Source organism: Corynebacterium hindlerae (assembly GCF_014117265.1).
Taxonomy (GTDB): domain Bacteria; phylum Actinomycetota; class Actinomycetes; order Mycobacteriales; family Mycobacteriaceae; genus Corynebacterium; species Corynebacterium hindlerae.
In genome coordinates this window covers 1774780-1795263 of record NZ_CP059833.1, presented here as the reverse complement: position 1 = coordinate 1795263, position 20484 = coordinate 1774780, and the positions used below count along the sequence as shown (strand labels likewise).

Genomic DNA, 20484 nt, shown 5'->3' with positions numbered 1-20484 from the left:
ACTAGGAAATCACCGCTTCGAAGAATGGGTCGATCGCTGTGCCGTTCTCATTTTCAACGGTTTTCGAACCTCCGTACACAACATTTCTCCAACCATACTTTCGATGCTCTTGAGCAAACGAAATCGGAACATCTTGACGAGGGTCTCCAGGTTCACCAGGTCTACCATCCCGATAGATGGGTAGATCAACTGTTTTAGCGCGTTCCTTTTGATGAGCCTCAGTCGCGTGCCACGTTTCGTGAGCCTTCAGAGCATCAACCACTGGTAAATCCACAATCCCCAGATCTAAATTTGCGGGGACAGGGCAAGAACGACGCCCCATGAATAGTGGATATGCAGGCTTTTTCAGGCTTTCCTGGATCCCCTCAAGCATCTTTCTATCTGTGGAACCGATTGCCACAACAAAGGCTGCATCAGTGAGGAAATACCTCGTCACAAGTCTTGCGTTGGCATTCGGAGCCTTCTGCCAGGGTTGAGCCGTTTGGTAGTCCTTAAGAAGCACACCCGATTGATCCACACGAACTGCGAAATCAAGTTGAACCAAATCTTCGACAGGATCCACCCGTTGACGGCCTTGAGCAGCAGCTAGTAGTCCGATGACACCTGATTTACTTGGTGTTGCTCCAGTAGCTCGGGTAGTGTACCTAGATTCATCTCCCCATGACTGCAGTGGCCCTTTGAACAACAGCAATAATGAATGGGCCATACTAGTTCGCTTCCCGTTTTGCTAGTACGTCGGTTACCCGAGTAATAAGTTCAGGCATTGTGACCTGCTCCGCAATATCTGCGAACTCACTGCTCAAATCGCCTAAGCCAACAACGAAGCTTGCAAGAGGCTTCATACCGTAGTTGTGTTCAATACTGCGCTCTTCGGATGCCAGTGCAGCAGCAGCTGCTACGCGACGTTGCCCTGGCTCTACAATCGGCGATTCGAAAGCGTTAACCAAGGACACTGAACGGGTATCACGAATTGCTACATACACCAGTTCCGGCAAGGTGTTGTTTGCAAAGGAATTCTGCTTACCGGTTGGCATTGACTCGGCGAATGCCTTGATGAAGTGACCCGCAGCTTGTCGAGCTACTTCCTCATCTCCAAGGTTTTTTTCCAGCGCTTCGATGTTTACAGAGGCAAAACGGTACAGCGTCGAAGACATCATCTGAGTGGTGCCGATCATGCCAGCACCGGTTTCTTCTTCGTCTTCAACTACATCATCAACAGCAGTAAAGTAGTCAAATTCAGGCTGAGCCTCATGGACGCTGATAGCGTGAGCCACTTGCACCGCAGCGTCCACCTTGTAGGCTGGCACATCGGCCAACATACGGCCAAACATAGCTACGTCTACCGAGTGCTTAGTGTCAAGAATTTCCTGCGCCTCATTCTTGCTGAACTTCTCACCAGCTTTATCTACGATCGCTTGCGCAGCGCGTTCGATCTGGTGAGCGCTGAGGAAAATTAAGTAACTGGTAGTCGGGTATTGAGTTTCCTCTGGAAGCTCTTCGCCCTTTTTTGGCTTTTTCGGTTCTACCAACTTAATGCCATCTTTACTTGTTGCTTTGAACAATGCCCGAACACCGTTCAAGGCGTCCTCTGTAGACATCTCAGGGGCAATGTCCTGTACCCTCTTGGCAATCACCTCAGGAAGTTCACGAGAGCGCAAGCCAATATCGGTTCCTTCGATCTCGGTCTCAAAGTATTTCCGTACAGCCCGTTTCCACGACTGCGATGAAACACGCTGACGCGGGACCCCGCCAAAAATCGCAGTTTTAGGAGCTCCCATGTCATCCCGATTGATAAGACTCGGGGGAACGGTCTGCAAAGCATAGATATCGATGATGTAGGTCATGTTTAATCTCCTTTAGGAATCGGTGGTTTCGGTAGGTGAAGGGGCCTGGCGGAAATGTGCGTTTGCAAAGTCTTTCCCCCACTTCAATTGAACTCCCGCACGTTTGATCGGATCAGCCAAGCTGCGGATATCACGTGCAAAAAGGCCATAGTCAAACCCAATACTTTCTGCGCGCAGCAAAGTCACGAGGGAGCGAATGTGGATTAATCTTGATTGCTCGTTGTTTGCCAACAACATGGCATCAACACGTGGTTTGATGGAGTTTGAGTCACGCCGGAGGTTCAGTTGGCCACAAGCTGCAGCAAAGCTCACGCCTGGTGTGTGCACGCTCTCTTTTGCACCCTGCATGTGCACTCCGAAAAGCGCCAAAGCAAAGCACGCTGCACGTTCAGAAGGCGATGCCGCGTCCCCTTTGCTGGCTAGTTGTTCAGAGAAATCCCCCTGCATCGCAAAAAGGGCTTTTTCGAGGGCTAGTGGATTTTTAGCCAGATCTAGGGTTGCACCACGACGCAGCTCCGCGAGCGTTGCTCGGGCCGAATGATGACGGGCCAATGTTGGGTCGGAAAAGTAGTCAGATTGCAAACGATAGCAAGTCGACCCCACTGCGTTGCGCAATAGGTCGGGGGCTTTATTCATTGTTCATTCTCTTTCAACTCGGTAAGCGGAAATAGCTTGTTCAAAGCTCTTTGGAGCTTCTGGTAGCAGGTCGCGGCGGAAATCACTCGATTGCTTTCTTCAGATTCCATACGCCCCGCTAGCGCTTTAGGCCCTGCACCACGCAGAAGAATCCGAGCGTAAGCATCAATACAGTCGCGGGCGGCGTGCTGCCATTGCCGGGAGCGACTATCGAAGTTGATTTCATGATCTGTTTTCTGAATCTTTTGGAGCCAGTGATTAAACAGTGGCTCCAACTCTGCTAGCGCCCGGTCTGTCACCGCTGGTTGAAATTCGTAGGTCCCTCCTGCTGCGTCTAGCAGATCTCCAGCGAACCGCCCCAGGACAATAGCAGCTTCGTATGTGGACTTAGCAAGGCTTCGGACTTCAATTCGGAGTTGCTCTGATTCTTCGAGAAGCAAAAGAACTGGCATCCTCATCTGCGATGAATATGTAGTTGCCACAGAAGAAGCTTGTGGGCCATATTCCACGGAGACTAAGTTCAGATTGAGGATCGGAGGGATTCCATCGATAAGCTGAGAAAGCTTTGCTAGGTTATCGAGGTTTTTAGGACGTTTTGGAGCCTTTTCTTTCCCGCTGAATCCTCCGTCAGTTTCGGCAATAACTAAGGAATCCAAAGCCTTCCACATCGTCCTGTTCATGTCGTAGGGCCGTGGAAAGTACACGTCGAAGTTCTTCTTCGACTTGTTTGTGGAATATCTGTATGGCGTCATAGTGTCGGCCATGACGTTTGCTCCGGCATCCGGAATTTTATCTCCGTTGGCCAGAACCACACCGACAACTTGATTTCCCTTAGCATGAAGTCGCACTCGGCGGGATTGCCATGTAGCGAGGTCAACTGGACCTTGGGGCAGTGGATTTTCCCCCACTGTTTCTCGTGAATCAGCACCGTAAGGCGCTCGCTCCCAAACTGGCTTATCTTGTCGATCACTCAATGCTTCAGCTGTAGTGTTCAGGAGCAATGTTTCCAGCAGTGTCTCCCCTTTCACCAGGGTTCCACCTGTCATTCCTGCCCACCCAGTGCCAATAGGATAGCCTTTCCCCCCTTTTACGCGAGAGTCCCCCTCTGCACCGGACTTGATTCCGGAATAGTCAAAGGCTTGAACGTAGACCAGCCATCTGGCTGCTTCTGCGAAGGTAAGGGAGTTTCGCTCTGTTCCAGCTCGCATTGAGAAGTAGTCTTCTTGAGCTTCTGGCACAATCGTGGTGACGTGTTTCACTTCACCTGATTTCACCCTTAGCCCCGACACCTGCATAAATGGCATCACTTCATGGAAAAGGTTGAAGCGATCATGATACTTCTCTAGATATTCAAGAGCTTTGACATCCTTGCCCCGCCTGCGAACTTTCGTAAGTTGACCAGCGAACCATTGTGGGAAGTCAAATTTTTTCCCCGGACCAGCCTGCACTTCTTCCCGATGGGCACAGCAAAATATCGCGTACAACAATCGGGCAATGGCATAGTCCTGGATCGCCGAGTCTCCGCGAAGAGCAATGATTTTCACCTCCCCTGCAAAAATCTCACGAAGCCCCACGAGCCTCGTCTCTCCGCTTTCAACAACAACTAGGATCCATGGTTCATCGATCAGATTGAACATCAATAATCCTTCCTATCACCTAACAGGTTAAATTAAATCATATTTAGAAATACAGAGCAATCAGGAGTTAAACGTTTCTCTTTTCTTGATGAAGGCAAGATCGAGATCTAAAGTTTTCGATGACTCCCGGCTAACCAACTGGGATGAGCCGTCCTGTTTGCTTTGTGCATACATTTCCCCGCACCTAGCGGGGGTGGGCGGCTTATTTTTACTTCGACGTGTTGCAACCTTCGCAACAACTCGTAAGGTGCTCGCCCTCCTCTGATAATCCTTTACTTCTCCTGTGTTGACGAGGCACATAAGCCAACTCTGATCAGTCAACAACCTGGACAATTTGAAGACCAAGCAAGTCGTCATATCGGAGCTTGTAGCGCCCCGCCTTTGCAATTCCTGATTCATCAAAAACGAGCGCTACCTGCCCTTTCAACAATCCAGATGTGGCCCATTCTCCAGGAGTTTGACTCTCCAAGTCCCCTATCACTTCATCAAAATCAGAGCTTTTCCGGGTCATTTGTGGGGGGAGACGAAGTGTATGTGCAACAAGGGCGAGACAGTCCTTGTATGTTGGATCAGTCCCATTCTGGACGGTAGTTTCAGACCCTAATGGCCAGTAATCGTATTCACCTTCTTCGATTGCAATGACCTCCACTGCCAACTCTGCGTCACGCACTTGAGCGTTTCCCTGTTCTTCCTCGCTCAACGCCGAAGGGGAGGTAGAGTGCGTGCGTGCAAAAAGGTCGTGCAGGTCGGAAGTTGAAGGGTCCGGGAACCTGTACGTTTGCGCCCGCACCTCGGCACTGTACCGAGATTCGAGGGCTTTTTTGCACGCTGTTTCCCATTCTTCTGTCCACGGTTCAGGGATTTCAGGATTTGGCCCGTACACCTTCTGAACCAATTCTGCGACATCATCGGGTCGTTTGAACTGTGCTGGAAGATTAGCCATAGTCGCTAGTAGCAGCTTTTTGCCATATACGGCTTCAGCTCCGCTATCAAATTCAGGAACAGGAGAGGTTTTTTCGACACCGCGAATGAATATCTTTGGCTCGCACAGCCGTGCGGGTCGATCACTGCTGGGCCTTTTGCGCCGGTGCAAACGTCCGATTCGCTGTATAACTAAGTCAATCGGAGCAATGTCTGTTACAAGAAGATCCGCGTCTATATCTAAAGATTGTTCTGCTACCTGGGTTGCGACGACGATTTTCCGCCACGGACGGCCTTCGCCCCTGCGGGATCGTGGCCCAAGTTCTTCACGAAGTTGATCTTCTTTCACACTCCGGTGCGCTGCTACGAAGGCTGAGTGATGCAAATCGACTTCACCGGGGAAGATCGCATCAAGCGCTTCAAACGCTTTTTGGGATCGTAAAATTGTATTGCAGATGATGAGAGCGACACCGCCGTCGGCAAGCATGCCAACCATTTTCTCAACTAGGCAGTCTAGTGAATCGTCAAGAACCTCAACTGTCGCGATCAAGTCTGTAGCGCGAGCCTTAAGAGGCATCACCCCAAGCCCAGATGCACTTACAGTACTGATGAGCGGATACGCATTGTGCTCCAACAGTTCAAGCTGCGGTTCTTCAAGCAGTTGCGAACCGTAGGCTGCAGCAAGGGCCTTTCGCTGTTCCGACGGTAAAGTCGCCGACATCAATATGACACTCACCCCATAGTTGGCCAGCCACTGCAGAGTGCGATACAAGTACTGAGACATATAAGCGTCATACGCATGTACCTCATCGATGATGACGATTTTTCCAGCAAAACCGATATGCCGCAACATCGAAAACCGAGCCTGCAGTGAAATCATGAGTACTTGATCAATGGTTCCAACTACAAAATCCGCCAGTATTCCCTTGTAGCGCCCTGACAGCCATTGATTCGCCACAGCGATCCCACGTTTTGCAGGCTCCTTGTCGCCCTCATGTTCCGCAGTGTCTTCACCGATTCCAGCAAACCGCAGCGATTGATACTGGTCTGACAGTTGATTCTTGGAATGTGCCAGGTACATCGAAACGACCTCACCTCCGAGTGAGGAGCGACGTACCCACTCAGTGGTTCGTCCAAAGAGTCCATTGGCTGTGGCCATCGTAGGAGCAGCAAAAAAGACTCCCTGTGCTCCGCTCCGTTCACCAATTATGTGTGCAGCTGCAAGCCCTGCTTCTGTTTTCCCTTCGCCAGTAGGAGCCTCAATAATCATCAAACATGGGCCTTCTTGAGCTCGTGCGGCTTCCACTGCGCCCGCCTGGACTGGCCGGACGCTAAAGTGATCGGACCAACCAAAGCTTTTCTGGAACTGCTGGTCCATATCTTCCATTACCGGTTCTGGCTGCCATGGACGGGGAAGCTGGAATCGAGTTACAGCTGCGCTAACACGATCAGACTGGGGCCCAGTTTTTACATAAGGGAACATCTCTTGGTTGGATGCCATCCAGTCCGACATAATGACTAGACCAGTCATAAGTTGAACAGCATCAGCGTAGGGGCCGGACACATCAAGAATGCTGTCCAAAACATCTTCGATATCGACGAGCTCAGCCATTGAGTCGATGATTTCGCGGTGAATGTTTCCCCATTCCACCGGATAATTTGTAATTGTATTTTCGTGAATTTGGGATAGTTTGGGATCCGTAACGAACCCGTGGTGAGCATCAACCACAGATGCAATCCGCCCTGCACGCAGCTTGTCCATCCCCCAATCCCGGAGCCATTTTTTCAAAATCATGGCAGATGCAGTGCCGTGCGGAAATTTTTCAATTCCTTCACCGAGAGGCCAATCCAGGGACAACCCTGCAGCACTCACTTCCGCGGTGAGATAATCCTTTCCTTGTGAGGATTCCAGTTGTCGCTGAAACGAAACAGTTGCCTTTCCAACATCATGGACCCCTACTAGAAAAACATACAACCGACGAATGTGCTCTTTGTTCAATCCCCACGCTTTTGAAAGCGTTGTTTTTAAAGCCGTCGAGGTCCAATTTTCCCACAACCACTCTGCAACGCAGGCAGCGTCTATGAGATGCTGTGGCAGGCGAAGATATGCTTCTTCATCTCCAGATTTCGCCCATAACGCATGAGCCTGAGGCGAACGGTCAGCGATCCACTGATCCGCAAGTTTCATAATAGACATTCGCATCCTTCAACGGGTTTGATGAAGCTCCTGACGAGGAACAACTTCTGATGTGAATGTACCAATGGACTCAGACAATCTCACCAAATATTAGAACACGCGTTTTAATGGTTGAGTTTTACGCTACTCCACATCATTTCAAAAGCGATTAACCCCGTTGCTTTTGCCAGTGCACGTAGGCGAAAGGCCGACGAGGTTCCCTCCTCGCCGGCCCATACTTGCTATGCCGCATTGATGACTGATGCTCAGCCTCCACCAAGCTCCCCGATGATCTCGTCGCGTTTCCACGAGACGAACCGTTCTTCGCGACCATCTGACAGGCTCACCACCAGCAACGCGGCAGCTAGCGATTGCTTCTTGCGCAGCCCCACGATGGCACTGCGCGGGATGCGCAGCACTTCGGTGCTGAGATTCATGGCATGAGGTTGGAAGACCAGCTCATCCGGGGTGACTTCCAGATGCCCACCGATGGCGACCTGCCCGTACATGCCACTGAGCAGCTGCAGCGGCTGCCAGGCGAGCACTTTCTCACCAAATCCAGTGGGCTTTGTCACCCGGTTCGCTGGATACCGCATTTACTTCCCCTGGAATTCCGCGTCGCGCTTTTCGACGAACGCAGCCATGCCTTCCTTCTGATCTTCGGAGGCGAAGATGGCGTGGAAGGTGCGACGTTCGTACATGATGCCCTGGGTGAGGGTCATCTCGTAGGCGGCGTTGACTTGCTCCTTGACCAGGCTGGCTGCAACGAGCGACTTCGCTGCGATGACCTCAGCGGTCTTCATTGTTTCTTCCATCAGAGACGCCGCTGGGACGACGCGCGCCACCAACCCGGACTGCTCAGCTTCAGCGGCGTCCATCATGCGACCCGTCAGACACATTTCCATTGCCTTAGCCTTGCCGACGGCGCGGGTGAGGCGCTGGGAACCGCCCATGCCCGGGGTGACGCCGAGGTTGATTTCTGGCTGCCCGAACTTTGCGTTGTCACCGGCGATGATGAAGTCGCACATCATGGCTACTTCGCAACCGCCGCCGAGGGCGTAACCGTTGACGGCGGCGATGATTGGGGTACGTACGGCGGTGAGGCCGTCCCAACCGGCGAACCAGTCGAGGTTGTACATTTCGGTGGCACCCTTCGGTGCCATCTCCTTGATGTCTGCGCCGGCGGCAAATGCCTTTTCGGAGCCGGTCAAGACGATGCAGCCAACGCCACTGTCTGCGTCTAGTTCACGAGCTGCTGCCACAACCTCGCGCATAGTTTGATCGTTGAGGGCGTTGAGGGCCTTCGGGCGGTTGAGGGTGATAACGCCGACGCGTCCCTCACGAGATACCAGGATGTTTTCGTAAGACATTAAAACTCCAGTTCTTTTTCCAGTGGTTCGAAAGCTGCTGCCACAGATTCTGCGGTGACGTCCCCGAGGGTAGCGGGTTGCCACTTCGGCTGCCGGTCCTTATCGATAATCTGCGCCCGAACACCTTCCGCGAAGTCCGGATTCTTCTGCATATGGCAGGAAATGCGATATTCCTCACGCAATGCATCAGCTAAGGTCAGGGAGCGTGCGCGTCGGATGGATTCCAGCGTCACCTTGAGTGCGTGCGGGCTGTTGCGTCGGATTCGCTTCGCGGCGTCGGCTGCCCATTCTTCGTCGTGGGCGTCGAGGAGCTCGAGGATTTCTTCGACAGTGTCCGCACCATAGATGCGCTCCATATCGACGCGCCGAGGCCCGAAGCCCACCGGTGCTTCCGCGGCGAACTTTTCAATAACCCCGACCTGCCCGGTTTCGCACAGCTCGGCGACGAGCGCATCAATGTTTTTGTCTGCAACGAGGTAGTCGGCGAGCCCAGCCTCGATCGCCTGGGCGCCACCCTCATGGATCCCGGTGAGCCCGTAGTGAATGCCGAGGTTGTGCGGTGCGTGGCCGAGGATCCAGGAGCCTCCCACATCAGGGCAGAAACCAATCCCGGTTTCTGGCATCCCCAGCTTGGTGGAGTCGGTGACGATGCGGTGGGAGCCGTGGGCGGAAATCCCCACACCTCCACCGAGGACGATGCCGTTCATGATGGCCACGTATGGCTTGGGGTATTGAGAAATCAGCAGGTTGAGACGGTATTCGTCGGCCCAGAAATCCGCTCCGGCATGGCCGTCGTTAAGTGCGTCCTCCCGCAGGGCCGCCACATCGCCACCGGCGCAGAGCCCGCGGTCGCCCTCGCCACGCACTATGATGAGCTGGACGGCGTCATTGTCGCGCCAGTCCTCCAGCGCACGTTCAATGTCCAGCGCCATCTCATGACTCAGCGCGTTGAGAGCCTTCGGACGGTCCAGGATGATCAGACCAGCATTGCCACGAATTTCAGTACGAATCATTAGTTTGCCTCCATCAAAAGTGCTTCACCTTGGCCTCCGCCGCCGCATAACGACGCGCCTACCTTCCGTGCCTCACCGTTAGCCAGGCGGTGCGCCAGGTGCGCGACCAAACGAGCACCAGACGCGCCAATCGGGTGCCCCAGCGCAATCGCGCCACCGCACGGATTTACCTTGTCCAGGCTCACGCCCAGCTGCCTCGCGGAGTAAACGCCCACGGCGGCGAAAGCCTCATTAATTTCGATAACATCCAGGTCCGAGGCGGTCCACCCCTCACGCTCTAGGGCCTTGGCCAGCGCATTCGCCGGCTGCGCCTGCAACGAAGAATCCGGCCCCGCAACCTGCCCCGGAGAGCGCAGCACCGCCATGATCGGCCACCCTTCCTTCTCCGCACGCTCACGGGTAGTCAGGACCACCGCCGCAGCGCCATCGGAAATCTGCGAAGAGCTCCCAGCTGTGATAGTGCCATCCTTAGTAAAAGCGGGACGCAACTGTGCCATCGTCTCCGGCGTCGCACCGCTCCGCACGCCCTCATCCTCCGACACGACAGTCTCTCCCTTACGCGTCGCGATGGTCACCGGCACAATCTCACGGGCCAACTTATCGCGATTCACCTCCGCACGGTTGTGAGAACCCGCAGCAAGCTCATCCTGCTCCGCGCGCGTCACCGGATAACGCTCAGCGTGCAGCTCAGTGAGCTCACCCATGGAAATCCCCTGGGCAGCATCCGAAAGACCATCCCACGCCATGTGGTCGAGCATCTCGATCGAACCGTACTTCGTGCCAGTACGAGACTTCGGCAACAAATGCGGCGCATTAGACATAGACTCCATGCCACCAGCGACCACGACCTCAGCCTCACCAGAACGGATAAGACGTGCAGAGTCAATCACCGCAGTTAGCCCCGACAAACACACCTTATTAACGGTGGTGGTGTGCGCATCCGGAGAAATACCCGCCCCTAAAGCAGCCTGCTTAGCAGGATTCTGGCCAACACCAGCCTGCAGCACTTGTCCCATAACGACGGCTTCAACCGCATTCGGGTCAATGCCGCCTTGATCCAGCGCGCCCTTGATGGCATGCGAGCCAAGCTCTGTCGCCTTCACACCGGACAAACCGCCAAGCAGCTTTCCAAACGGGGTTCGCGCCGCCCCTACGATGACGACATCCATGACACACCTCCTTTCAACCAGTACGGATTTTCCTCTAACCGTACCGTTATAGCGTGACGCGTGCCACTGTTTTACGGGAATTGTTAGAAATCTTTGCCGCCGTAAGGCGAGATGGTTATTTTGATAGGCAACAAGATGGTGGTTGGTGGCGTTTGCCTTGCTTGCTATTACAGCCTTCCCAGCCGCCTCACTGGCCTCAATAATCGCATTCGTGGACATTGGGGAAGGTGGTTTAGCGTTGTTCCCGACATTACCCTCCCGAAGTTCGGGCTCGTCGCAGCGTTTTTAGGGCAACCTCGGGGCCGTAATGTCGGGGTTATGGCCCTGACCGGACCACCACGGGGAGGTAACGCAGGGGGGCATGAAACTTAGCGATCACAACATCCCCAACCTCCTCACTGATCCCAATAATCGCATTCGTGGACATTGGGGAAGGTGGTTTAGCGTTGTTCCCGACATTACCCTCCCGAAGTTCGGGCTCGTCGCAGCGTTTTTAGGGCAACCTCGGGGCCGTAATGTCGGGGTTATGGCCCTGACCTACCAACCTCGGGGCCGTAATGTCGGGCCCAAGCCCCAACACCCAAGCCCTAAAGCCTAGAACCCGAAACCCCTACCCGCACCGCACAATCGGCTGCGGGTCGTATTTCGTGGTGGTGGTTTCGCGGGAGATTTCGGCCCCCGATAGGGAACGGATGATGCGGGTATCGGACGTCGTGAAGCCTGGTGCACCGCCTGAGGGTTGGCATGACTCGGCCGGCACCTTCACCTCGCGGGGTTGGGTGGGGGCCCAGCGCCCGCCGGGAACGGATTCCACCTCTACGGTTTTCACGCCTTTGAGCGCCACGGTCACTGAATTTCCAGATACGGAGGCGGTGATCATGACTGGGTAGTCCGAATTGTTCTTGAATGCGAGGTCGATGAGGCCGTCATAGACGGTAGCTTCACGGCCGGCTGGGTAGCGGGAGATGTAGTAGCTGTGTGGGGTGTGGGTCACGTCTTCCATGCCGGCGAAGTAGTAGGCGTTGTAGAGCGTGGTGGCAAACTGGGAGATTCCGCCACCGATCGCTTTGTCCGCGCGTCCGTTCAGAATGATGCCGGATTCCACGAATCCTTGCGCTGCGCCACGGGGGCCGGTCCATCCGTTGAGGGAGAAGGTGTCGCCCGGCGCGACGATCGCCCCGTCCACCATGTCGGCGGTGCGGGCGATGTTGACACCCGAGGGCCCGGAGAAGCCGCTGGTGGTGAAGGTGCCGATGGTGTCGTCGAAGGTGGCGGTGCGGGCCATCTCCGTGGTGAACGTCGCTTTGTCCTCCTGGTACACCACGTCGAAGGTGCGCTCTGCCTTACCGACGACCCGTTCCGGGAAATCCATCAGCGTCTTTTCCCAGTCAATTTTGATGCCATCCACCGACGGAGTGACATCCCTGCCGCCGCCCGTGAAGGTGATAGTGGCGTTGCGGCGCTTCACTTCTGTTTTGCCCAGGTTTTCTGCCAGAATTCCTTGCGCAGCCTCCGCATTCACCTCGGGTTTGAGGGCGCCCTGTTCGGGAACGAAGGTCACGACCTCACCCATGCGTTCCACGGGGATCACGCCGGCGACGTCGTCGTGGCCGGTGGCCGTGATCGGGGCGGACAGTGCTTGTTCGGCGGGGCCGGTTACAGCCTTTTGTATGTCAGAGTCGTCGATGTCTGGGGTGATCACTGCTGGCTTCACCACTACCCCAGCAGGATTGAGCCAGTCCGACACCAGCGCTGACCTCAGGTCGGTGTCCACTACGCGCTGCCCATCGACGGGCTTGGTTTGGTTGATCCTGCCGCCGTCGATGTTCACGGTGCCGTCGACTGGGGCGATAGAAAGTTCCTGCCCCACCCGGTCCAGTTCCGGAGCGAACTGCTCTTCCGCAACATCGCTCACGATGCCCACTTCCCGATCCACAAAGAACGACGAGAGCCGAGTCCACGGATTCAAGGAAGGCTTCCCGGCGGCAGCGATGGTTTCTTCCCAGTTCACACTAAGTCCAGCCACTACTGGATCCACGGTTGCTTCCCGGGCGCCGGCCGTCACCAGCACCGGATGTTGCGTGCGCGTCGTCAACTCAGCCGCAAGTTTGTCGCTGGCAGCCTGTGGCGACATCCCACCTACTGACACACCAGCGACTGTGGTACCGCGCGGAACCTGGTCTTGGGTCAGGATGTAATCAGCACCATAGGCCAGGGCGGATAGGCCAATGACACCACCAACACATGCAGCGGCAATCTTCGCAGCGGACATCAAACTCCCACTTTTAAGCAACGAACACCCAACACTATAGTTGACATGAAAACAAAATTAGGAAAATAGCTGCTGCAACCTTATCCGAACAGCAGAATCCTCCACCTGCGCCAGCGGATAGGCTCCCGAGGACACCGCAGCGTCAACCGCATCAATCGCAGCCCCTACCTGCACAGTGGAAATCCACAGCGCACAATCCGCACCAGCGCTCAGCGCCGCAAGCACCGCATCCGGAGTGCTCAGCTGCGCAGAAATCGCCTTCATCCCGGACAAGTCATCGGTGTAGATCACCCCACGAAACGGCTCTCCGCCAGGATAGTCACCGCTGCGCAGCAACTTGTAGGCTGCCGGGTTGATGCTGGAGGGGGTGGCGTCGCCAAGCCCCGGTACCCGCACGTGCCCCATCATCACTGCCCCAGGAGCCTCGCGCAGGGCCGGGCCATACGGCGCCAGGTCTACCCGTTTCACGTCATCAAGGGGTGGCGCGGTCACATCCTCAAAGTGAGAATCGCCCGACGCGCGACCATGACCGGGAAAATGTTTGTACACGGGATGCACCCCGGCGTCGTGAAGCCCGCGCGCAAACGCCGCCCCAAACGCCGCCGCTTCGGCCGGATCACCCGAGAAGCTGCGGTCACCGATAGCCCCGTTCGCAGGGCCATGATCGACGTCTAACACCGGCGCGAAATCCACCGTCACACCAGCCTCCCGCAGCCGAGTTCCCAGCCCGAAAGCCACCTCGTAGGCGCGCTCCGGGGTGCCGCCAGCTACCAATTCGCGTGGCGCAGGGACCTGCCCAAACAACGCTGGCTGCCGCTGCACTCGACCTCCCTCCGCGTCAATCGACACGGAAAATGGCCGCCCCACCTGCTCCCGTAACGCAGCGATATCACGCCCCGGCTCCGTAAGAAGCGCAGGATCCGTCCACGACCCAACAAAAATCCCCCCAACCCCCTGGTCCAGCGCGAACTTCGCATCGTCAAAATCTCGTACCCCCACCATCAGCAAGGACGCCACCTTCGCCCGTTGCTCCGAAGGCAGCGACGCTCGCGCCTCACGCAGCTGAGCCACCGTCACCCCAAAACGCGCCGCATCCGCTTTTTCCATAGCCGCCTGCTCCGCCTGTTCCTGATTCGCAAGCATCGTCACCAACGCCGGCGCCGGCCCGCTGACCTGCGACTCTGGCGCCGGCGCACACCCCCAGAGCAGCAGGGACAGAGAAGTGACAACCGCGAACCGACGCAACACTTCTCCCTCCACTAGCTGATTTCTCCCAGACAATACCGCACAAAGTTGATTAGGCTGCTGTATTAGAACCTTGCAACCGAAACAGCATAAGGAAACACTCACCCCATGGAGCGCCCAACAGCACCTACCATCCTTGTCGCATTCGATGGCTCCGCCGAATCCCGGCGGGCACTTGAATACGGTGTCCGTCTCCTCCGCCCTGCCGAGGTTCACATTCTCACCGCCTGGGAACCACTACACCGGCAGGCAGCACGCGCCGCCGGCGGCGCCGGAATGATGCAAACAGACTTCTCCTCGGCCGTGGAAAACGCCGACGGGGACGACCCTGCCTACACCCACGCGCTCACCACCTGCCGAGAAGGCATCACCCTCGCCGAATCCTACGGCTTCGAAGCACACGCTCACCTGGTGGAAACCTCCACCTCCATCTGGAGCGCCCTCGTCGACGCCGCCCAAGAGCTCTCCCCCGACCTCATCGTCACCGGCACCCGCGCCATCAAGGGGCTACGCTCCCTGTTCACCTCCTCCACCGCGGAAAACCTGGTCAGCAATGCCGGCCTGCCGGTCCTCATCGTCCCGCCAGAGGACTCCGACGACACCGACTTGGTATAGTTCGCCCTATGGCTTTGGAAACCGACTCCCTCACCCGTCGCACCATCGGCCCCGCGCTCGCCAGCGCGGTCCTCGGCCTTGCTGTGGGAGTTGCAGCTGTGATCGGCGTGGCCACGGTCTCTAACCAAGACTCGTTACCCGCCGGTCCCGTCGCTAATGCCGACACCGCGCTGCTAGGCGGCCCGGAGTATGGCTCGCGCCAGTAGCCGCCCGCACCTGATCGGCTGGCTGATCCTCGGAATCCTCGTATTCCTCCAATCCCCCGGCCTCACGGTTGCGGACACCAAGCATGACCTCACTGCCAATCCGTGGGGGTTCCTCCACGGTGCGCTACACGCGTGGACCGACATCTTCCCACTCGGCCAGCTCCAAAACCAGGCCTACGGTTACCTCTTTCCCCAAGGGTTGTTTTTCCTCCTCACCGACCCACTTCCAGACTGGATCGCCCAGCGGCTATGGTGGTGGCTACTGCTTGGACTTGGCTATTCCGGCTTCTGCCTCCTACTAAAGAAAGCTCAGGTAGGCGCGCCGGGATGGCAGATGCTGGGCAGTTTCTTATTCGCTCTGTCGCCGCACACGATCAGCACGGTGGCGGCGATCAGCTCAGAAACGTGGCCGATGATGCTCACCCCGTGGGCGCTGCTTCCGATAGTAGGAGTGCGGCCCACCACGCGTGGGGTGGCCGGTTCCGTGATCGCGGTGGCCTGCATGGGGGCGGTGAATGCTACGGCCACCGCTGCGGCGTGCCTTCCGGTGTTTGTCACTCTTCTGGTGGCGCGCGCCTGGCGGCCACTGGCGCTGTGGTTGGCCGGTTGTTGCCTCGTGTCCATCTGGTGGCTGGGCCCGCTGATAATCCTGGGCAGATATTCCCCGCCGTTCACAGATTTCATTGAGAGCAGCTACGTCACCACCCGGTGGCTGTCACTGGTGGAAGTGCTGCGTGGCACTACTTCCTGGGCTCCATTTGCCGATTCTGAGCGGATCGCCGGCACGGTGCTGGCTACCAGCCCGTATTTTGTGCTGCTCACGGTCGCGGTGGCGGCGCTGGGACTGGCGGGGCTTGCCCTTGCTCGGCAGCGCCTGTGGATCATCATGTTGCTCTGCGGCGTAGTGATCTTGGGCAGCGCGCATGGCCCCTTTGGTGGTCAGGTGTTGGCGTTCCTTGATGGGATGGGGGCGCCACTGCGCAACGCGCACAAATTTGATGTGTTGGTGCGGGTGCCGCTGGTGATTGGGTTTGTGCACGCAGCGTCGTCGCTAAGGCTTGACGACGCCGGGCGGCGCACAACCGCAACCGCGCTCCTGTGCCTGCTTGCGGTGAGTTCGCTGGCGCCGGCGTGGAGTGGGCGCCTGGCGCCCCGTGGCGGGTTCGAGCAAGTGCCGGGTTACTGGCACGAGGCGGCGGCGTGGTTGAACGAAAACGCTGCCGGGACCCGGACGGTGATCCTGCCACAGTCGTCGTTTGCCAGGCAGGACTGGGGGTGGACGCGCGACGAGCCGCTGCAGCCGCTTCTGGGTGTCCCGTGGGTGGTACGCGACGCCGTCCCATTGATCCCGCCAGAAGCAATCCGGGGTTTGGACGGACTGATGGCACACCCGACCCCGGAGGGGTTCGCGCGACTGGGGATCGGCGCCGCAGTGATCCGCCATGATCTCATCGGTTCGACCGGCTCCCGCGCTTTAAGTGATTCTTTCAAGAAACAAGGCCTGCCGGTGCATTCCTTCGGCGAGGTGGACATTGTCGAGTTCAACCTTTCGCATTCGATGCATCTGGTGACGGGCACCCAAAAGGTAGCCGGTGGTGGCGAATCCCTTGCGTTGTTGGACCCCGGCGCCTATGACCTGGTGGCTTCCGACGCGACGGTGGTCACGGACACCCCGCAGCTGGTGTCCCGGAACTACGGCACGGTGTGGAACGCGCAATCTGCGCCCTTGGCGCCCCCAGATGAGGGCGACGACGTGCGCAACAAGGTGCGGGACTACCCCTCGCGCGGGCCACTGGCCACTGTATCCCCGAACCCGATCTCGGTATCGTCCTCCGCCGCTGATGCCACCGCTTTCGGTGGCGCCAACCCAGCGCGCTCCGCTACGGCTGCAGTCGACGGCTCGCTGGACACGGCCTGGTTCCCAGCGCCGGGACACCAGGAGGGCGAAACGTTGACCATTAGGGAGCCCGCCACGGACCCTGTCCTTGAAATAGTGACCACTGGGGCGCCCGTGGTGCTCACTATCAGCAGCGATTCCACCACGCTGCATCGATTCGCCAGGCCAGGGCAGAAACTGCGGGTGGAATTAGCTGGCGAAACCTCGTCCCTCACGATCACGCTCGGTGCCTCCGCTTCTCCAGCGGGTCTGGCAGATGTCCGGCTGCTGGGGCACGACATCAGCCGCGTCCTGGAAGTACCGAACACCTCGCCTGAAGTGCAGAAGTTCCTGTTCCAGCGCGTGTTTGTGGATACCGACTTAATCCAGCGCCGTTTCACCGCCCCGCGGGACATAACAGTGACGGTCGATGCTTCCTCTTGCGACGAAGATCCCCGCACCGCGAACCCATCCGGGGTCACCGACGATTTCCTTCTCGACAGCTCCCCCCTCTCCTGCGGCGACTCAGTGACCCTGCCCGCCGGCATGCACGAGCTATCCACCACCGCCTCCTGGATCACCCTCACCACCCCGGACTATGCGCCACCACCAGCACCATTGCCCATTTCGCGCGATGTTCCACCGGCATCCGAAGACCGCATCCTAGTCACCGGCCGCGCGTACAACGAGGGCCTGCGCGCCACTGTCGGCGGGGTGGACGTCGCTCCGCAGCTTATCGACGCCGATACCCAAGCATTCCTCATCCCCGCCGGAGTCCACGGCCCGGTATCGCTCGCCTTCACAGGTGATCGCCCCTACCGAGCATCGCTGTTCGGGGGCCTTTTTGCTGCCGTTGTGACCGTGATCGGGTGTCTGTGGTGGCGACGACGCGGAGATGTGCAAGTTCCGCTGCGTCCCACCGGGTTCCCGGTAGTGTTCGGTGCCGTGGCACTGGGCCTCGTGGGTGGAATGTGGGCCATCATTGCCGCAGCGTTAGCCTGGGTAATCCTGCGTTTCACCCTGGTGACCAGGCCCGCGCTTGCCGCGCTAGGGGTTGGGTTGGCTGGACTGTGGCTCGCCCATGCCCCGTGGCCGAGCGCCTCCTACGCGGGCGACCAGTGGTTCGTGACCCTCGCCTGCTGTGTGAGCCTCACGGCGTTGGTGTTGCCGGACGGACGCCACCCGCCCCAATAGCCGCCGGGCAGGTTCCTCCACAAAGTAGTAGCTAGCTGCGGATACTGGGACCGCCAAGGCCACGGTCACGGCGAGAACCTGCCAGAACTGCCCGGAGAATTGTGCCACCCCGAGCAACGGAAACGCCCAGGCAAGCATCGGCACGTGCCACAGGAAGATGGCATATGACCATTTGCCCAGGTGCTGCATCGGCCCCGAGGTGAGGAACCCGGCGCCCCGACCCAACGCCACCGGCAGAAACACCAACGCCCCGAAGGTCATACCGGCGAGAACACGACGCATAAACTCCCACGGCGTCGGATGGGTCAGCCCCAGGGGACCGAACCAAGGTTGTGCGGCTCCCCACGCCACCACCAGCGCCAACCCCCAATACAGATATGCGGGTCCGGGGATACGAACCCGCCCCTCCAGCTCAGCGGCGATCATGCCGACCGCGAACCAGCAGGTGTAGGAAATTGGGAAGATCTGTAGGTTCGGCAAGCCAGGTGCTGGGGTTGCTTCCACGAAGGGTACAAACGCCCAGCCCAAACTGAGCAGGGAAAACAGGAAAATCGCCAGCACTCGGGTTCGTGAGGGGAGGCGTCGTAACGCCAGCGCAATCAGCGGCAGCACCACGTAGAACGCCACCTCCACGCACAGTGACCACAGGTGCGTCAGGCCCGGCGCGAGGGCGTCTGGGACGTAAATCTGGGTCAGCGTCAGGTTGGCGAGGATCATCGGGAGGCTGGAGCCGAAAGCGTCGGGGAGCAGCAGGAACACGGAAGCGACGGTCACCAGGTAGGCGGGCAAGATGCGTACCGCCCGGTGCCAGTAGTAGCGGCGGGCATTGCCGTCGTAACGCCGCCACAGCACAAACGCAGATAACGCGAAGAAGACGGGGACAAAGAAATCGAAACGTGCGAGCACCGAGGCGGGGTTGCCACCGGTCTGGAAGGAGACGTGGGTGAGCATGATGCCGAAGGCCGCGACGGCGCGTAACCCTTCGAGGGGTGCGATGAAGGAGCGGTGCGTTAAGTAAGCTTGAGCTGTTGGCACTCGCTACGTCCTCCCTCACCCGCTGTGTGCGTCGTACCTGGATCCTAACGGAAAGGCTCAGATCGTGACGAAAAAGACTCAAGCTGTGATCGCATTCGCGCTCGCACTGGTCCTGTTGTCGTTGCGTGCCGTGGGACCAACACTCGCCACGTTCCAGGTTCGACTGTTGCCGGTGAACGCGTCGATCCGCACCAGCACCGAGCCCGCCGAAGCCGTCAGGTTCGACCAACAAGCCTGGGAGCAGGGCACACCAGTGGTGGCTGATCCGCGCTGCCTCAACCCGGACACCAGCGATCTGAGCTGCTACGTGCACCGCTCGACCGCCACCGCCTCCAAAACAATCACCAGCACACCAGCGGAAAAGCGCAAAGAGGTGCGTTACAGCGTGACGGAGCAGCTCACTCTAGAAAGCGGTGAGGTGCTGTTCGATTCCCAAGACGAAGTGCGCCTGGTGCGGCATTCCTCCTTCCCCGTGGATGAGCCCGCCTCCTCTCTCACCGCGACTTCCCCCATCCCTGGGTTCTCCCGCGAATTCACCAACAAAACCCGAGAAGGATTACAGTATTCCTTCCCCTTTGCCACCGAATTCCGCAGCTACCAGTTCTTTGACAAGTACTCAGGTACCTCCACCCCGATTGATTTCCACGATGCGGAGCAGCTACGTGGCGCCAAGGTATACCGGTTCCACCAAAAGCTCAGCCCTATTCAGCTCGGCATCGGCACCATCAAAGGCCCCGCCCGCCAGTTCTACTCCGAAGAAGAACTGGCCAGCACGGGGTTATCCGGACCCAGCACCGTGGTGCTGAACCAGTACTACACCATGACGCGCACGCTCTGGGTGGAACCTAAAACCGGGACCATTGTGGACAGCGTTGAAATCCCGCGTATTTTCCTCGCCCGTGACGATGCGGAAGCTGCGTCGGACACAGACAGCTCCCGGACTTTGTTCTCCGCAACATTGCGGTGGGATGAAAGCACCAAACAGCAGATGTGGAACCGTGCCCACGAGGGACTCCGCACCCTGAAATGGGTGGAGATCGGTTTGTTGCTCACCACGGTCGGCTCCGCTGTCAGCGTTTTCCTCGGTGTGATCTTCCTGCGCCGTGCCCTCATTGGACATGATGGTTAGACGTGCACTTTTCGTGTGCTGGTCAGCGGTGCTGATCGGTGGCTTGTTGTGGTCACTCGCCGCCCCTGGGGTGTTGCTGTACCGGGACATGTCCGTGTTTGACCACATGGCGTTGCACCAGTCGGCCCTGGGTTTTGGGGATGTGC

15 protein-coding genes and 1 pseudogene are annotated in these 20484 nt (G+C 57.8%); 4 read left to right on the top strand and 12 right to left on the bottom strand.

Features of this window, described 5'->3' with window-relative positions; translation table 11 throughout:
- Position 1: 1 nt before the first annotated feature.
- The 11 genes from cas5e to HW450_RS08725 all read right to left on the bottom strand — a co-directional run bounded on the left by cas5e (position 2) and on the right by HW450_RS08725 (position 14298).
- Positions 2 to 706: a type I-E CRISPR-associated protein Cas5/CasD gene (cas5e, locus tag HW450_RS08775; RefSeq protein WP_182385266.1), complete on the bottom strand. Its 705-nt coding sequence runs from the start codon at positions 704 to 706 to the stop codon at positions 2 to 4.
- 1 nt (position 707) lies between these two features.
- The gene (gene cas7e, locus HW450_RS08770; protein WP_182385265.1) at positions 708 to 1844 is read right to left on the bottom strand and encodes a type I-E CRISPR-associated protein Cas7/Cse4/CasC; all 1137 of its coding nucleotides are present in this window, start codon (positions 1842 to 1844) and stop codon (positions 708 to 710) included.
- A gap of 12 nt (positions 1845 to 1856) precedes the next feature.
- Entirely contained in the window at positions 1857 to 2480 is a 624-nt protein-coding gene (gene casB, locus HW450_RS08765; RefSeq protein ID WP_182385264.1) for a type I-E CRISPR-associated protein Cse2/CasB, read from the bottom strand.
- Positions 2477 to 4117, bottom strand: a complete 1641-nt coding sequence (gene casA / locus HW450_RS08760) for a type I-E CRISPR-associated protein Cse1/CasA (RefSeq protein WP_182385263.1) — start codon at positions 4115 to 4117, stop codon at positions 2477 to 2479. Before casA ends, casB begins: the two co-directional genes overlap by 4 nt.
- Before the next feature lie 313 nt (positions 4118 to 4430).
- Positions 4431 to 7235 carry a CRISPR-associated helicase Cas3' gene (cas3, locus tag HW450_RS08755; RefSeq protein ID WP_182385262.1) on the bottom strand — a complete coding sequence of 935 codons (2805 nt, stop codon included), beginning with the start codon at positions 7233 to 7235 and terminating at the stop codon, positions 4431 to 4433.
- A 245-nt stretch (positions 7236 to 7480) separates the two neighbouring features.
- Positions 7481 to 7810: a hypothetical protein gene (locus HW450_RS08750; RefSeq protein WP_182385261.1), complete on the bottom strand. Its 330-nt coding sequence runs from the start codon at positions 7808 to 7810 to the stop codon at positions 7481 to 7483.
- Positions 7811 to 8584 (bottom strand): enoyl-CoA hydratase, encoded by a 774-nt coding sequence (locus HW450_RS08745; RefSeq protein WP_182385260.1) that lies wholly within the window; start codon positions 8582 to 8584, stop codon positions 7811 to 7813. It abuts the gene before it with no gap.
- Positions 8584 to 9597: an enoyl-CoA hydratase/isomerase family protein gene (locus HW450_RS08740; protein WP_182385259.1), complete on the bottom strand. Its 1014-nt coding sequence runs from the start codon at positions 9595 to 9597 to the stop codon at positions 8584 to 8586. The genes HW450_RS08745 and HW450_RS08740 overlap by 1 nt, the downstream gene beginning before the upstream one ends.
- Complete coding sequence (locus HW450_RS08735) at positions 9597 to 10766, bottom strand: acetyl-CoA C-acetyltransferase (protein ID WP_182385258.1); 1170 nt, start codon at positions 10764 to 10766, stop codon at positions 9597 to 9599. Before HW450_RS08735 ends, HW450_RS08740 begins: the two co-directional genes overlap by 1 nt.
- Positions 10767 to 11376: 610 nt before the next feature.
- Positions 11377 to 13038 carry a VanW family protein gene (locus tag HW450_RS08730; RefSeq protein ID WP_182385257.1) on the bottom strand — a complete coding sequence of 554 codons (1662 nt, stop codon included), beginning with the start codon at positions 13036 to 13038 and terminating at the stop codon, positions 11377 to 11379.
- A gap of 57 nt (positions 13039 to 13095) precedes the next feature.
- Entirely contained in the window at positions 13096 to 14298 is a 1203-nt protein-coding gene (locus tag HW450_RS08725; RefSeq protein ID WP_331251765.1) for a glycoside hydrolase family 3 N-terminal domain-containing protein, read from the bottom strand.
- A gap of 93 nt (positions 14299 to 14391) precedes the next feature.
- Here HW450_RS08725 and HW450_RS08720 point away from each other — a divergent pair, with 93 nt between their 5' ends.
- Genes HW450_RS08720 through HW450_RS13250 form a run of 3 tightly spaced genes read left to right on the top strand, consistent with a single transcriptional unit; the run spans position 14392 to position 18174 of the window.
- A complete protein-coding gene (locus tag HW450_RS08720; RefSeq protein ID WP_182385256.1) occupies positions 14392 to 14898 on the top strand; it encodes a universal stress protein in 507 nt (168 codons plus the stop codon).
- Positions 14899 to 14906: 8 nt separating this feature from the next.
- Positions 14907 to 15104, top strand: a complete 198-nt coding sequence (locus HW450_RS08715) for a DUF2613 domain-containing protein (protein ID WP_182385255.1) — start codon at positions 14907 to 14909, stop codon at positions 15102 to 15104.
- Positions 15088 to 18174 (top strand): alpha-(1->3)-arabinofuranosyltransferase domain-containing protein, encoded by a 3087-nt coding sequence (locus HW450_RS13250; protein ID WP_407926226.1) that lies wholly within the window; start codon positions 15088 to 15090, stop codon positions 18172 to 18174. The genes HW450_RS08715 and HW450_RS13250 overlap by 17 nt, the downstream gene beginning before the upstream one ends.
- Before the next feature lie 51 nt (positions 18175 to 18225).
- Here HW450_RS13250 and HW450_RS08710 read toward each other — a convergent pair.
- Positions 18226 to 19209: pseudogene (locus HW450_RS08710) on the bottom strand (acyltransferase family protein); the annotation flags it as partial.
- A 64-nt stretch (positions 19210 to 19273) separates the two neighbouring features.
- Here HW450_RS08710 and HW450_RS08705 point away from each other — a divergent pair.
- Positions 19274 to 20338 carry a DUF3068 domain-containing protein gene (locus HW450_RS08705; protein WP_182385254.1) on the top strand — a complete coding sequence of 355 codons (1065 nt, stop codon included), beginning with the start codon at positions 19274 to 19276 and terminating at the stop codon, positions 20336 to 20338.
- Positions 20339 to 20484: the final 146 nt, after the last annotated feature.